Source organism: Streptomyces sp. GL_148 (assembly GCF_057834205.1).
Genome location: NZ_CM174396.1, coordinates 5585028 through 5599537, shown reverse-complemented (window position 1 = coordinate 5599537; position 14510 = coordinate 5585028). Strand labels below are relative to the sequence as shown.

The 14510-nt window shown below is 72.5% G+C and carries 9 protein-coding genes; 4 read left to right on the top strand and 5 right to left on the bottom strand.

Annotated elements, in window-relative coordinates:
• The first annotated feature begins 50 nt into the window (after window positions 1-50).
• Window positions 51-953, top strand: a complete 903-nt coding sequence (locus AC3IYI_RS25930) for an AfsR/SARP family transcriptional regulator (protein ID WP_489405993.1) — start codon at window positions 51-53, stop codon at window positions 951-953.
• Here AC3IYI_RS25930 and AC3IYI_RS25925 read toward each other — a convergent pair.
• From AC3IYI_RS25925 to AC3IYI_RS25910, 4 genes are all read right to left on the bottom strand, one after another.
• Complete coding sequence (locus AC3IYI_RS25925) at window positions 885-1580, bottom strand: flavin reductase family protein (protein ID WP_489405992.1); 696 nt, start codon at window positions 1578-1580, stop codon at window positions 885-887. The two genes, AC3IYI_RS25930 and AC3IYI_RS25925, sit on opposite strands and share 69 nt — an antisense overlap.
• A gap of 15 nt (window positions 1581-1595) precedes the next feature.
• Window positions 1596-3707 carry a tetratricopeptide repeat protein gene (locus tag AC3IYI_RS25920; RefSeq protein ID WP_489405991.1) on the bottom strand — a complete coding sequence of 704 codons (2112 nt, stop codon included), beginning with the start codon at window positions 3705-3707 and terminating at the stop codon, window positions 1596-1598.
• 201 nt (window positions 3708-3908) lie between these two features.
• Complete coding sequence (locus tag AC3IYI_RS25915; RefSeq protein ID WP_489405990.1) at window positions 3909-5114, bottom strand: hypothetical protein; 1206 nt, start codon at window positions 5112-5114, stop codon at window positions 3909-3911.
• A 383-nt stretch (window positions 5115-5497) separates the two neighbouring features.
• Entirely contained in the window at window positions 5498-7036 is a 1539-nt protein-coding gene (locus AC3IYI_RS25910) for a ricin-type beta-trefoil lectin domain protein (RefSeq protein WP_489405989.1), read from the bottom strand.
• 107 nt (window positions 7037-7143) lie between these two features.
• On the opposite strand from AC3IYI_RS25910, the gene AC3IYI_RS25905 reads away from it, so the two are divergent.
• The 3 genes from AC3IYI_RS25905 to AC3IYI_RS25895 all read left to right on the top strand — a co-directional run bounded on the left by AC3IYI_RS25905 (window position 7144) and on the right by AC3IYI_RS25895 (window position 11937).
• Window positions 7144-8559, top strand: a complete 1416-nt coding sequence (locus tag AC3IYI_RS25905) for a class II fumarate hydratase (protein ID WP_489405988.1) — start codon at window positions 7144-7146, stop codon at window positions 8557-8559.
• 112 nt (window positions 8560-8671) lie between these two features.
• Window positions 8672-9439, top strand: coding sequence for a cytidylyl-2-hydroxypropylphosphonate hydrolase (gene fomD / locus AC3IYI_RS25900; RefSeq protein ID WP_489405987.1), 768 nt, complete (start codon window positions 8672-8674; stop codon window positions 9437-9439).
• 230 nt (window positions 9440-9669) lie between these two features.
• Window positions 9670-11937: a SpoIIE family protein phosphatase gene (locus AC3IYI_RS25895; RefSeq protein ID WP_489405986.1), complete on the top strand. Its 2268-nt coding sequence runs from the start codon at window positions 9670-9672 to the stop codon at window positions 11935-11937.
• Between the two features lie 105 nt (window positions 11938-12042).
• Here the strand turns inward: AC3IYI_RS25895 and AC3IYI_RS25890 are convergent, their stop codons facing one another.
• Window positions 12043-14298, bottom strand: a complete 2256-nt coding sequence (locus AC3IYI_RS25890) for a transglycosylase domain-containing protein (protein ID WP_489405985.1) — start codon at window positions 14296-14298, stop codon at window positions 12043-12045.
• Window positions 14299-14510 lie beyond the last annotated feature (212 nt).

Genomic DNA, 14510 nt, shown 5'->3' with positions numbered 1-14510 from the left:
ACGACTGGACAGGCGCTCACCAGCGCCGTGGTGGGGGCGAGGACCGGGGTATGAGCACAGGAGCGCGGTACCAGGCGAGACGTACGACCGAGGGACCGTCCGAGGGCACCGGCGAGGGCGGCGGGCCGTGCTACCTCGTCCTCGGGCCGCTGGAGGTGCGCCGGTCCGGGGTGCCGTGCACCCCGACCCCGCTCAAGCGCCGCGCCCTCCTCGCGGTCCTGCTGCTCCACGCCAACCGACTGGCCTCGGCCGACATGCTGATCGACGAGCTGTGGGACGGGCACCCGCCCAGATCCGCCGCGGCGACCCTGCAGATGTACGTGTCCGGGGTGCGCCGGACCCTGGACCCGGCGCACGGTCGCGCGGGCGGGGACCCGCGCCGCCACCCGGTGCTCCGCACGACCGGCTCCGGCTACGTGCTGTCCGTGGAACCGGGTGAGCTGGACCTGGACCTCTGCCGCACGCTGGCCGCGCTCGGCCGGCGGCTGCTGGCCTCCGGGGACTGCGGCGCGGCGAGCGAGTCCTTATCGGCGGCGCTCGCGATGTGGCGGGGCCGGCCGCTGGCCGACCTGGGCCCGGCGCGGCTGCCCGCGTACTACTCGGTCCGGCTGGAGGAGGAGCGGCTCGCGCTGCTCCACGACCGGATCGGCTCCGACATCTGCGCCGGCCGGGCCCAGGAGGTCGTCGCCGAGCTCGCCGAACTGTGCGCGCGCCACCCGCTGCGGGAGGGGTTCCACGAGCAGCTGATGCTGGCCCTGGCCGGCACCGGGCGGCGGGCCGAGGCGCTGGACGCCTTCGCCCGCGCCCGGCGCGTCGTCGTCGAGGGCACCGGCATCGAGCCGGGGCCCGGGCTGCAGGCCGTACAGCGGGCCCTGCTGGGCGGGTTACACCCGTCCGCTCCCGTGCACGGCCGATGTCGCCGCCCCCGGCTCCTCCAGCCGGCCGGGCTCTGAACCGCCCCGGCCGCGCGCGGCGCCCGGGCCGCGCGCACTCCCCGTGGTCCCCGCCGCCCCCGGACCTGGACCCGGACCGGAACCCGGCCCCACGTGCCAGTCCAAACGGCGCCGGTAGTAGACCAGCGGATCGGCGTCGGTGGCCACGGAGCAGCCCGCCACCTCGCCCACCAGCACTACGTGGTCCCCGTGCGGGAACACCGCGGCCACCCGGCACTTGAGGTACACCGGGACGCCCGCGAGCCGGGGCGTCCCGTCGTCCCAGTCCCACGCCAGCTCCGCGAACTTGTCCTGCGAGCGTCCCGCGAACACCTTCGCGAGGGCCTCGTCCGCCGAGCCCAGCAGGTGCGCCCCGAAAGGGGTGCCCACCCGTGCGCCCATGGCCTCGTACGTACGGGAACCCCGTGCGAGCGCCACCATGACGGACGGCGGGGCCACGCTGTAGGAGCTGAAGGAGGACACCAGCAGTCCGCAGGGGCTCCCGTCGCCGCGCCGCGCGCAGATCACCGCAACCCCGGACACCAGGCGGGCCATCGCCTCGGCGAAGGTCTCGGCGGATACCCCGGCCGGGGCGACCGGGGCGACCGGGACCCCGGAGGCGAGCTCCTCGCGCTGCCACACGCTCATCCGCCGCGCCCCGCCTCAGACCGCGCTGCGCCCGGCGGCGCTCAGGCAGGAGTCCCGGTGCTCGCTCGCGTCGGGATCGCCGGTGGCCGCGTACACCGCGTCGAAGTCCGCCGCCGCCCGCGCGAACCGGCCGGCCGCCTCGTGGACCACGGCCCGGTTGAAGCGGAACTCGGGCCGGTCGCCCAGTTCCACCGCCCGGTCGAAGTCGGCGGCGGCGGTCGGCAGATCGCCTTCCGAGTAAGCCAGTTCGCCCTTGACCGCCCAGGCCTCGGCCAGTCCCGGATCGCCGGCCAGCGCCGCTTCGAGGGCCTCGGCCGCCTCCTTGGTCCGGCCCGCCTCCGCCAGCAGGCGGCCCCGCAGGCACAGCAGGTGGGCGTGGCCGGGAGTCCGGGCGAGCCCGGCGTCCACGTCCGCCAGGGCCGCCTGCGCCTCCCCGAGGTCGGCGAACAGCCCGGCTCGGGCCAGGAGCGCCTCCTGGTGGCCGGGATCCAGTTCCAGGGTGCGGTCGAAATCGGCCAGCGCACCCTCGGTGTCGCCCAGTTCCAGCCGGGCGTCGCCCCGGTTGTAGTACGCCTCTGGGAAGGGGGCCTCGAGGGCCAGGGCCCGCTCGTAGTCGGCGATGGCCTCCTCGGCGCGGCCCAGTTTGCGCAGGATGTTGCCCCGGTTGAAGTAGTGGTCCGCGAAGTCGTCGTCCGCGTCCAAGATCTCGGCGTAGTCCTCCAGGGCCGCTTCCAGCCGCCCGCTCATGCTGTTGACCTGGGACCGGTTGTAGCGCAAGCCGACCCGGTGCCAGGTGCGCTCGCCCAGGTCCAGTTCCCGGCCGAGGCGCTCGATCCCCTCGTCGAGCAGCCTCAGCGCCTCGTCCGGGCGGCCGTCGCGGACCTCCACGAGGGCCAGGCCGTTTCGGTTGAAGACCGAGTAGAAGGCGCGCTCCTTGGGGTCGGGCAGCAGGTCCGAGAGGGCGATGGCGGTGTTGACCCAGGCCCGGGCCCGGCGGGGGTCGCGCCGCTCCTCGGGGTAGTGGCGCGCGTACAGCATGCCGATCTCGTAGGCGAGCTTCATGTGGTGCGCGGGGTTCAGGGTGGCCGAGCGCGCCTCCTCCTGGAGGACGGCGGACTCATCGGGTCGGCCGGCCGCCGCGAGGCAGACGCCGGACTCCCGGATGAAGACCCACCACACCTCGGGGCGTTCGGCCGGGTCGACGAACCGCCGTCCCTCGTCGCCCAGTTCGGCCGCCATGTGGTAGAAGCCCAGGTACTTGCAGCGCAGCAGGGCGGCGCGCAGGGCCTCGACGCCGGCTCCGGCGGCGTCGGATCCGCGCATCAGGTGGTACGGCAGCGCGCCCAGGCGCAGCGAGGCTTCGCCCTCCTCGGCCCGGTCGGCGAGCTCGGCGGCCCGCCGGTCGTGCAGCGCGGCGCGTTCGGCCCCGGACAGCTCCTCGTAGGCCGCGATCAGGGCCGGGGAGTCGTCCAGGCAGTCCCCGTCCACGTACCGCCGGGCCGCCTCGGGGCCCGCGGGAGCGTGGGGAAGCGCGGAACCGTCGCCCCGCGTCTGCTCGGTGTGCGCGGCCAGCGCCTCGGGCAGCGAGAGGGAGGGGAACCCGGGCGGGTCCAGCAGCTCCGCCGTCCCCGAGCACAGGACCAGGGTCAGCAGTTCGGGCGGGATCCGGCGCAGGGCGGCGGCCAGGAACTCCTGGTCGGTGACGTCGGCGTGCTCGACGTTCTCCACGACCAGGGTGCGCGGGCCGCCGGCCCCGTCGTCGGCCAGGGCGGCGAGGAGGAAGTCCACGATTCCGTGCGCGACACGCAGGGAGTGCAGCCGGGCCGGGTAGCGGCTCACCTCTCCCGCCGGAGACTGCTCTTCCATGTGGTGCGTGATCTGCGGCACGAGCGGGGCCAGCTCGGGCGTGCTCTCCTGGAGCTCGATGTAGTGTCGGCCGGCCAGTTCGGGCCGCCGCTCCAGCGCCCCGGGGGCCACGAGCCGCAGCAGCGTACCGGCGGCGGTGTACGGGCCGCGCAGGCGCCGGTGCGCGTCCAGGGACGCGAGCAGCGGGGGCAGGTCGAGTCCGGCCCGCAGCGTTTCGCGCTCGCGGTGGTGCGGCGCGCAGATCCAGTGGTGCCCGCTCATGGGCCTGCCTTTCACTAAGCGGTCTCGGGGAAGTGGGGTGCGTTCCCGCGTCGTCCGGCGCGGTGCATCGCAAGGCGGAGCAGTGCCCTTGTACTGGACGTACTCGGGTGCTGCGACAACGCGGCGAGGTGCCGTGCCGGGCGGCGCGGGGACGTGCCCCACTTCCCCGAGGCCGCTTAGGGCCCGCCGGGGGTGGTCCCGTCAGGCGATGACGTGGTGGAGCCGGGCCCGTCGGCTGCGCAGGCGCTCCCGGGCGGCGAGCCAGAGGGCGTAGCCGATCTGGCCGAAGGTCAGGACGAGGAAGACGGCCGCGTCGAGCAGCTGGATCCAGGACGAGCCGTGTCCGGCGCCGAAGCGGTCGAACGAGGCGGAGATCATGTCCAGGAAGACGGGGCCGACGCCCCAGAGGAAGGTGCTCAGGCTGACGACGTAGCCGATGGGGAGCAGCCAGGAGTACCAGCGGGCGGCCCGCCGGTCCACGGGGTGCCACAGGGACTCGTCGGTGAGCCGGCCGGTGCGCCCGAGCAGCCGGTTGACCCGGTTGGCGAGCATGCGCACGGAGGTGGTGTGCAGGTCCACGCAGCCGAGCACGGTGGTGATCAGGACGTAGATGTCGGTGCGCAGGTAGAGGAAGAACTGCCACATCAGCCGGATGAAGGTGGTGAAGGCCACGGCCAGGCAGACGCGCGAGGCCAGCCCGTGCGTGAATCCGGCCGCGATGACGGCCAGGCTGATCAGGACGAGGTCGGCGACCATCCCGGCGAGGATCGGCAGATAGCGTTTGCGGCGCTCCACGCCGGCGAGGCCGTCCAGCGAGGTCTCGACGACGAGGAAGTAGAAGCGGTACGACATCCTCGTGCGCGAGCGGATGCCGAGGCGGCGCCCGGCCAGCGCGTGGAAGATCTCGTGGATGGCGATGAGCGGGACGGCGACCACGAACAGGACGACAGTGATCACCGCGTAGTAGTGGCTGAAGACCAGGTCGCCCGGGGTCGGCAGGAGTTCGGGCCGGCGCACCACACTGATCACCGCCCAGGCCGCGATCAGCGCGTACGCGGTCCAGGCCGCCGGGGAGAAGACCGCCCGTCCGAGCCGCTGCCAGCGCACGGGCTCCGCCGCCGTCTCCGCCTCGCCCTCGGCGCGCACGAAGCCGAGCTCGCGCAGGGCCTCGACCACGTCCCCGACGTCGGCGCGCTCCCCGTACGTGTCCTCGTACCAGTCGGCGGCCTGCGCGGGGGTGGCCCCCTCCTGCAGCCGGCGTACGAGTGCGGCTCCGTCGGGCGGGAAGATCGCGTAGGACTCGGTGTCGCGGCGTCCGATGGTGACCTCGCCGCCGTCCTCCAGGTAGACCAGTGGATGGAGGACCAGCGGGAGGTCGTCAGAGCTGAGGTGGGCCGGCTCCGCCATGGCGGTGCTCCGTCTCTCGTCGGCCGGGCCCGGCCGGGGAGGGCGCCCCCAGAGTGACTGGGAGCGCCCGTACTCGAACTCGCCCGGATGTGGTTAGGCGGGGTTCGGGTAGACGTGGCAGGCGGAGGACGTCAGGCGGACCGGGCCGGCCTTGCGAATCTGGATCTTCTTCATCTCAATGCACCTCTTTCGGGAGGTTGAGTGGGAGTTGGACGTTCTCCATGCTGCCGAGCCCGGCCAGAACTTCCCCAAACCCCGGCCAAAGCCCGTCCGGGCCCGGGCATGGAAACACCCGGCCGGGATGCGCCGGCCGGGTGTGGGGGGTGCGTGTGGGGGCGGTGCGTGTGGTGGTGCGTGTGGGGCGGGGGTAGGAGCGGAGGCGGTTACGCGAAGCGCTGGTTGGCCGAGCCGTTGCAGGGCTGGAGGCGGAGCGGCTCGTGAGCCGCGGCCACCGTCAGGCACGTGCCCGGGGCGGCGGTGGGCCGGAAGGTGGCTCCGTCGCGGACGAACTGCTGGTTGGCGCCGCCGTGGCAGTTCCAGATGATCAGCGCGGTGCCGTTGCCGTAGTTGGCGCCGGGGGCGTCCAGGCAGCGGTCGTGGGTGAGCTCGATGTGGAGGGACTTCTTCGCGGAGTCGTACCACCAGCCCTGGTTGCGGCCGCCGTGGCAGTCCCAGCCGAGGATCTTGGTGTTGTTGGCGCTGGCGCCGCCGTTGGAGTCGAGGCAGTTGCCGGTCGCCTCGTTCTTCAGCGGCTTGTACAGGTCGTCCCAGGCCCCGGCCTGCAGGACGGGGGTGCCGGTGCTCGCCGGGTCGGCGCAGGAGGCCTCGCGCAGGCCGGAGGCGTAGAGCTGGGTCAGACAGGACGCGAAGGCGCCGTGGCCGCGGTAGTTGGGGTGGAAGGACTGCCGGGCGGTGTTCTCGTCCCACGGGAAGTGGTCCCCGAGGTCGAGGTAGAGGCCGCGGGCCCAGCTGTCCTCCATGCAGACCTCGTGGCCCTGGAAGAGCCGCGAGTTGTCGAGGTAGGTCGCGCCCGCGGCGACGGCGGCCGCGCGCATGCCCTTCTCGAAGGTGGGCACCGCGTAGTTGCGGCCCCAGGCGGCGTCGGAGTCGTAGCCGGCGCAGCCTCCGGGGAGCTTGCCGGGGAAGTCGGGGTTGTCGTAGAAGTCGGGGCCGATGGGGCTCGGGTAGCCCATCACGACCAGCTTGTAGTCGGTGTCGGCGTAACCGGCGTCGCGCATGACAGACTTGAGGTCGCCGATCGTCGACTGCACCTTGGGCTTCAGCCCGTCGACGCGCGCCTGCCAGCCCGGAGCGTACTTCGGCTCGCAGGTGCCCTGGCTGAGCACCCAGCGGGTGACGCAGTCGGTCATGACCGGGCCGAACTGCAGGTCGTCGTTGGCCCCGGCGACCAGCAGCACCATCTTGATCTTGGTGTTGCGGGCCTTGATGGCCAGGCTGTCGCTCTGCACCAGCTCGTCGGCGTACTGCTTGGAGCCGCCGATCTTGATGTTGCCCGTGTAGCCGCCGGAGCAGGCCACGTTGAAGGTGTAGTCGGCCGCGATGCCGGTGCGGTGGATCGCCGTGTCGGGCGAGCGGTGGCACTGGTTGGACGGGGTGTTGGTCGCGGGGTCGTAGGTGCCGACGCCCTCACCCGAGATCTCGCTGTCGCCGAGCGAGACCAGACCGGTCTTGCGGTCCGCGAGCGGGCGGATCGCGGAGTCGCCGTAGATCTTGACGGCCTCGGCGGCCCGGATGGCCTCCAGTTCGGGCGTGAGGGGTGTGGCCGCGGCGGCCCCGGTGGTGGTGGCCGCTTGGGCCGTGGGAGTGATGGCGGTGACGCCCCCCAGGGCGGCCGCGACCGCCGCGACGGCGGCGAAGGTAGATCTGAGTCTGATCCTTGATTGTGTACGGACACGTGCCATGAACGCCTCCCGGATCTCGGTGTTACCCCCGGTATTTACTGGCCGGTAGGCGAGTTGGGAACAGTCCGAACAAGACAATTGCTCAACTTTTTGAGGAGGCACCACAGATGACTGGTAATCAAGCGGCCGGCGAGGGCCCCGAGGGCTTCCGCATCGAGCACGACTCCATGGGGGACGTACGCGTCCCCGCGCACGCCAAATGGCGAGCTCAGACCCAGCGCGCCGTGGAGAACTTCCCCGTCTCCGGGCAGCGTCTGGAGCGCGCCCACATCGAGGCGCTGGCCCGGATCAAGGCCGCGGCCGCCAGCGTCAACGCCCGGCTCGGCGTGGTCGACGAGGACATCGCCGCCGCGATCGTCTCGGCGGCCGACGAGGTCGCCGGGGGCCGCTGGGACGAGCACTTCCCCGTCGACGTGTTTCAGACGGGTTCCGGCACCTCGTCCAACATGAACGCCAACGAGGTGATCGCCACCCTGGCCACGGAGCGGCTCGGCCGCGCCGTCCACCCCAACGACCACGTCAACGCCTCGCAGAGCTCCAACGACGTCTTCCCGTCCTCCATCCACATCGCCGCCACTGCCGCCGTCACCGGCGAGCTCATCCCCGCCCTGGAGCACCTGGCCGGCGCGATGGAGCGCAAGGCCGCCGAGTTCTCCCAGGTGGTCAAGGCCGGGCGGACGCACCTGATGGACGCCACCCCGGTCACCCTGGGCCAGGAGTTCGGCGGGTACGCGGTCCAGCTCCGCTACGGGGTCGAGCGGCTGCGCGCGGCGCTGCCGCGGCTGGCCGAGCTGCCGCTGGGCGGGACCGCCGTGGGCACCGGGATCAACACCCCGCCGGGGTTCTCCGCCGCCGTGATCACCGAGGTGGCCGCGGCGACGGGGCTGCCGCTGACCGAGGCGCGGGACCACTTCGAGGCCCAGGGGGCCCGGGACGCGCTCGTGGAGACCTCCGGAATGCTCCGCACGGTCGCCGTCTCGCTCACCAAGATCTGCAACGACCTGCGCTGGATGGCTTCGGGCCCGCGCACCGGATTGGCCGAAATCAATCTCCCGGATCTCCAGCCGGGGTCCTCGATCATGCCCGGGAAGGTCAATCCGGTGATCCCGGAGGCCGCGCTGATGGTCGCCGCCCAGGTGATGGGGAACGACACGGCGGTGGCCGTGGCGGGCGCCGCGGGCAACTTCGAGCTCAACGTGATGCTCCCCGTGATGGCCCGCAACCTCCTGGAGTCCATCCGGCTGCTGGGCTCCGTGAGCCGCCTGCTGGCCGACCGCACCGTGGACGGAATCACCGCCAATACGGCCCGGGCCAGGGAGTACGCCGAGTCCTCGCCCTCCGTGGTGACCCCGCTGAACCGGTACATCGGCTACGAGGAGGCCGCCAAGGTCGCCAAGAAGTCCCTCGCGGAGCGCAAGACGATCCGGGAGGTCGTCCTGGAGTCGGGCTACGTGGACCGCGGCGACCTCACCCTGGAGCAGCTCGACGAAGCACTGGACGTGCTGCGGATGACCCGCCCCTGACCCGGGCCCGGCGGCTCCGTCCCGGGGTCCGGATCCGGTCGTTTCCCGCCCCCGGGCACCTCGGTGACCTGCAGCGCGGCGATCCTCCAGACCCCAGCCCTAAGATCTGCCCATGACAGGTACCGGAGGCCGCGGGGGCGGCAGCGCGCGGAGCTCGGCACGGGGCGCGGCACAGGGCTCGGCACGGGGCTCGGCACGGAGTGCGGAGCGGGGCGGCGCGCAGGGCGTCCGCTGGGCGCCCGGGGAGCAGATCCTCTGGCGCTACCGCGATCACGCGCCCGACGCGAAGGGCTCCGTCCACATCTGCCGGCCCGTGACCGTGGTGGCCGACACCGACGAGCTGCTCGCGGTGTGGATGGCCCCCGGGACCGAGTGCGTCAAGCCGGTGCTCGCCGACGGGACCCCGGTCCACCAGGAGCCGCTCGCCACCCGGTACACCGCGCCGCGGACCACCGTACGGTCGCGCTGGTTCGGCGGGGGCGTGCTGAAGCTGGCACGGCCCGGGGAGCCGTGGTCGGTGTGGCTGTTCTGGGGGCCGGGCTGGCGGCTCAAGAACTGGTACGTGAATCTGGAGGAGCCCCGGTCGCGGTGGGCCGGCGGGGTGGACTCCGTGGACCACTTCCTCGACATCGCCGTCTACCCGGACCGCAGCTGGAAGTGGCTGGACGAGGACGAGTTCGCACAGGCCCAGCGGTCCGGTCTGATGGACCCGGAGCAGGCCGGGCGCGTGCGCGCGGCCGGCCGTGCGGCGCTGGATGTGATCCGGGCCTGGGGTCCGCCGTTCTCCGAAGGCTGGCAGGATTGGCGACCGGACCCGGCCTGGGGCGTACCGGCCCTGCCGGAGGACTGGGACCGCACTCCGGCGCATATGACCTCATGAGACCCTTGATGCGCCCCCGGGGGGCAATCGTAGGATCGTCCTCCGCCGGGGTGTCGGCGGTCAAATGCCGCCATCAGAACAGCATTTGACCTAGGCCGACGCGATAGCGAGAGGTAACGAGCGGGACGCGGAAACGCGGGGTGATGGTGTCACCGCCGCTGAGCGGGTATACCGCGACTGACCGAGTTGAGTGCAGCGCACATCGAGCGCAAACGGACGGAATGCCACGCGTGACGGAGTACCCCACCTCTCAGGAGGGCCCCAAGCCGGTTGCCTCCGGCGGTCGGACGGACGAGCCCGGCCACGACACGGAGGAACTGGGCCACGGCAAGGCCCCGCTCCCGGCGGCCGAGGCCGTGCGCACGCATGCGCAGCCCCAGGCGGCGGACCTGCCCCGTCCCCGCGCCACGGCGGAGGCGCCGTCCGCCTCCGACGGGGCCGCGGAGCCCGGCGACGGCGATGCCGCACCCGGCCAGGGCGCGGCCCGGGTCCGGGCCGGCCGTGACGGGGCCGGCCGTGACGCGGCCGCGGCCGCCGAGGCCGGCAGCGCGCGCACCCGCGACGGCGAAGCCGCCCGCGGGACGGGCCGGCCCGGCACCGCGTTCGGACAGAACGCCGGCGGGTCCGGCTCCGCGTCCGGACCGGTCAGCGGCATCGGGGTCGACGCGACCATCGCGCGGCGGGAAGGCGACCGGCTGCGGTTCGTCGGAGCCGCCACCCGGCGGATCGCGCGCGGGATCGACCTCGACGAGATCGTGCTCGGCCTGTGCCGGGCCACCGTGCCCACCTTCTCCGACGCCATCCTCGTCTACCTGCGCGATCCCCTCCCCGTCGGCGACGAGCGGCCCGTCGGACCGGTCGTTTTAAGGCTCCGCCGAACCGACCGGCTCCGGCCGATCGACGAGTTCACAGGAGCGGGAACGGGAACGGGAGCCGCAGCCGGCATCGCCGGCGCGATGACCCCCGACGGCGAGCTCGACTTCAGCCAGCTCGCCCTGGTCGGCCCGCAGGGTGACCTGCCCGCTGCCGAGCTCTGCGAGATCCGCCCCGGCGGGGCGCTGGCCGAGGTGCTGCGCGGCGTACGGCCCGTCTTCGGGTCCTCCGCCGCCGCCCGCGCCGCCCTGCCGGAGCTGCTGGGCGCCGACCACCCGGTCCCGCGCGGCCAGCGGGCCATCCTCGCCCCGCTGCGGGGCCGCCGCCGCGTCATCGGCGCGGCGGTCTTCCTGCGCACCCCGGAGCGGCCGGCCTTCGAGACGAACGACCTGCTGGTCGCCGCGCAGCTGGCCACCCACACCGCGCTGGGCATCGACAAGGCCGTGCTCTACGGCCGCGAGGCCTACATCGCCGACGAGCTCCAGCGCACGATGCTGCCCGACAGCCTTCCCCAGCCCACCGGGGTCCGCCTCGCCAGCCGCTACCTGCCCGCCGCCGAGACGGCCCGGGTCGGCGGCGACTGGTACGACGCCATACCCCTGCCCGGCAGCCGGGTAGCTCTCGTCGTCGGCGACGTCATGGGCCACTCCATGACCTCCGCCGCGATCATGGGACAGCTCCGTACGACGGCCCAGACGCTGGCGCAGCTCGACCTGCCGCCCGCCGAGGTCCTGCACCACCTGGACGAGCAGGCGCAGCGCCTGGGCTCCGACCGGATGGCCACCTGCCTCTACGCCGTCTACGACCCGGTCTCGCACCGGATCACCATCGCCAACGCCGGCCACCCGCCGCCGGTCCTGCTGCACCTGGGCGGCCGCGCCGAGGTGCTGCGCGTACCCCCCGGCGCCCCCATCGGCGTCGGCGGCGTGGACTTCGAGGCCGTGGAGCTGGACGCCCCGGCCGGGGCCACCCTCGTGCTGTACACCGACGGTCTCGTCGAGTCCCGGCTGCGGGACGTCTGGACCGGCATCGAGCAGCTCCGCGAACGCCTGGCCACCACCGCGCAGCTGACGGGCCTGGACCACCCGCCGCCGCTGGAGGCCCTGTGCGACGACATCCTGGACATGCTCGGTCCCGGTGACCGGGACGACGACATCGCGCTGCTCGCGGCCCGCTTCGACGGGATCGCGCCCAGCGACGTGGCGTACTGGTTCCTGGACCCGGAGGAGACCGCTCCGGGCCGGGCCCGCCGGTTCGCCCGCCGCGCGCTGGCGCGCTGGGGGCTGGAGGAGCTGGAGGACTCCCTGGAGCTGCTGGTCAGCGAGGTCGTGACGAATGCCGTGCGGTACGCCGAGCGGCCCGTGACCCTACGGCTCCTGCGGACGGACGTACTGCGCTGCGAGGTCGGCGACGACTCCCCGCAGCTGCCGCGCCAGCGCCGGGCCCGCGACGACGACGAGGGCGGCCGCGGCCTGTTCCTGGTCAACCGGATGGCCCGCCGCTGGGGTGCCACCCGGCTGAGCAGCGGCAAGGTCGTCTGGTTCGAGCTCGCGCTGCCGCCCGCACCGGGCACGCCGGGTGCAACAGGCGCATCGGCCACACCGGGAGCCCCGGACCGCCGCTGACCGGGCCGCCACCCGGCCCCGTACACACCACTGCCCCGCCGGCACGAAGCCGCGGGGCAGTGGTGTGTACGGATCCGGTACGGGCGCCGGGTCCTGTGGTGCCGCCTACTGTTCGGGATCCCGGTTCGGCGGCGACGTGGGCTTCGACGAGCTCGACTTCGACGGCGACGGGGTGCCGCTCGGCGACTTGCTCGACGACGGGGTGCCGCTCGGCGACTTGCTCGACGACGGGGTGCCGCTCGGCGACTTGCTCGAGGACGGGGTGCCGCTCGGCGACGGGGTGCTGCTCGCGGACTGGCTCGGCGAGCTCGACGGGGAGCTGCTGGTGCTCGGCGTCTGGACCTTGCCCATGTCGGCCTCCTCCAGGTCGAAGGAGCCCGTGTTGCCGCCCTTGAGCGCGGCGAGGGTGTACTCCTTCCAGATCGCGGCCGGGAAGCTGGAGCCGCCCGCGCGTCCGCCGCCGGCCGTACCGGTCAGGCTGGTCTGGGTGTGGGTGCCGGGCTCGTCTCCGAACATCGCGACGACGGTGACCAGTTCCGGGGTGAAGCCGGTGAACCAGGCGGCCACGTTCTTCTCGGTGGTGCCGGTCTTGCCCGCGGCCTCGTAGGCCGAGCTCTTCACGGCCTTGCCGGAGCCGTCCTCGACGACGCCGGTGAGCACCTTGGTGACGGTGTCGGCCGTCCTGCGGCTGATGGCCTGGTCGCCGACGGCGTCGACCGGCTTGAACTCGCGGGACGCGTGCTTGGCGGACTTGATGATGCTCGGCGTGACCTTCTTGCCGTGGTTGTCGAAGGTGGCGTAGACGCCGGCCATCTCCGCGGTGTCGGCGCTCATGGTGCCGAGCGACATGGCCGGCCTGTCCTCGGGCCAGCCGTCGCGGTCCTTCATGCCCAGTTCCAGGGCGGTCGTCTTCGCGTTCTTCGGCCCGACGTCCACGATCATCTGGGCGTACACGGAGTTCACCGAGGAGTTGGTGGCGGACTGCACCGTCATCATCGGGTCGCCGTAGTCGCGGTCGTCCTGGTTCTGCGGGTTGAACGGGGTGTCGCTGCCGACCACGGGGCGCTTGCTGGTGCCGTCGTAGAGGGTGTTGGGCGTGATCGGCTTCCCCTCCTGCGTTTCCGACTTGCGCTCCAGGGCGGCGGCGAGCACGACCGGCTTGAAGGTCGAGCCCGGCTGGAAGTCCTTGCGCAGGGCGTTGCTGGCCCACTGCTCGCTCAGCCCGGTGCCGCCGTACATCGCGACGATCATGCCGGTCTTCGGGTCCACGGAGGTGGCACCCGCCTGCACGGCGGCGTCGACGGGGCGGCCCTTGCGGTCGAGCTTGGATTCCAGCTCGTCCTGGACGGCCTTCTCCAGCGCCGCCTGCTTCTTCGGGTCGATGGAGAGGGTGATCTCCCAGCCGCCGGCCTTGAGCTGGGCGTCGGTCATGCCGGTCTGCCGCTTGAGCTCCTCGTCGGCGGCCTGGATCAGGTAGCCCTTCTGCCCCTCCGAGCCGGCGGCCGCCTTGGGCTTGATCGGCTCCTGGAACTTCAGCCCCTGGCGCTTGGCCGGGTCCAGCTTGCCCATCTCGACCATGTTGTCGAGGACGCCGTTGAAGCGGATCATGACCAGCTTCTTGCCGTTCGGGCCGGCGGTCGCCCAGTCGTACTGGCTGGGGGCCTGGAGGACGGCGGCGAGGTACGCGCCCTGCTCCAGGGTCAGCTTGTTGGCGTCGACCCCGTAGTAGGCCTGGGCCGCGGCCTGGATGCCGTACGCGTTGCGGCCGTAGAAGTTGGTGTTCAGGTAGCCCGCGAGGATCTGCGGCTTCTCCATCTCCTGGTCGACCTTGAGGGAGATGATCAGCTCCTTCAGCTTGCGGGTCGCCGTCTGGTCCTGCGTCAGGTAGAAGTTCTTGACGTACTGCTGGGTGATCGTCGAACCGCCGGCCTTGCCCTTGCCGGTGACGGTGTTGAACACGCCGCGGCCGATGCCCTTGAGGTCGACGCCCTTGTCGCTGTAGAAGGACTTGTTCTCGATCGCGATGAAGGCCGTCTGCACGTCCTCCGGGACCTTGTCGATCGAGACGATCTGACGGTTCATCGCGCCGACGCGGGCCATGACCGTGCCGTCGGAGAGCTTGTAGACGTTGTTCTGCGTCAGCGCGTTGGCGTTCGGGTTCGGCAGTTCCACGTAGAAGTAGAGGCCGATCAGGGCCGCCATGCCGAGCAGCACCGTGCCGAAGAAGGTGCCGAGCACCTTCTTCCAGGTGAAGAAGCGGCGTATGCCGGTCGGCTTCCCGCCCCTGCCCTTGCCGCGCCCGCGCGGCGCTCGTCGTGCACCGCGCTGCTGCTGCGCCCTTCGCGCTTCTGCTCGGCCCATCGCTCCCGCTCCGCTCGATAACCCCCCGACGTCAGCTCAGAAAGCTAACACCGCAGGCTGTGACAAAAACCGGCCACCCGATGGGCATTTCAGGCAATTCGGACGTGACAATGAGCACCCACCTCACCGGAACCGACGCAGCCGGACCCCTGAAGGTTGCCGGACCGCCCGCTACCCCCGTCACCCGACTCCCGCCCATCCCGAAAAAGTGA

Bases quoted from the DNA above. Each gene is read 5' to 3' on its own strand.
- fomD (WP_489405987.1), top strand. From the start codon at position 8,672: ATGACAGGTACCGGAGGCCGCGGGGGCGGCAGCGCGCGGAGCTCGGCA.
- AC3IYI_RS25915 (WP_489405990.1), bottom strand. From the start codon at position 5,114: ATGGCGGAGCCGGCCCACCTCAGCTCTGACGACCTCCCGCTGGTCCTC.
- AC3IYI_RS25930 (WP_489405993.1), top strand. From the start codon at position 51: ATGAGCACAGGAGCGCGGTACCAGGCGAGACGTACGACCGAGGGACCG.
- AC3IYI_RS25890 (WP_489405985.1), bottom strand. From the start codon at position 14,298: ATGGGCCGAGCAGAAGCGCGAAGGGCGCAGCAGCAGCGCGGTGCACGA.
- AC3IYI_RS25925 (WP_489405992.1), bottom strand. From the start codon at position 1,580: ATGAGCGTGTGGCAGCGCGAGGAGCTCGCCTCCGGGGTCCCGGTCGCC.
- AC3IYI_RS25905 (WP_489405988.1), top strand. From the start codon at position 7,144: ATGACTGGTAATCAAGCGGCCGGCGAGGGCCCCGAGGGCTTCCGCATC.
- AC3IYI_RS25920 (WP_489405991.1), bottom strand. From the start codon at position 3,707: ATGAGCGGGCACCACTGGATCTGCGCGCCGCACCACCGCGAGCGCGAA.
- AC3IYI_RS25910 (WP_489405989.1), bottom strand. From the start codon at position 7,036: ATGGCACGTGTCCGTACACAATCAAGGATCAGACTCAGATCTACCTTC.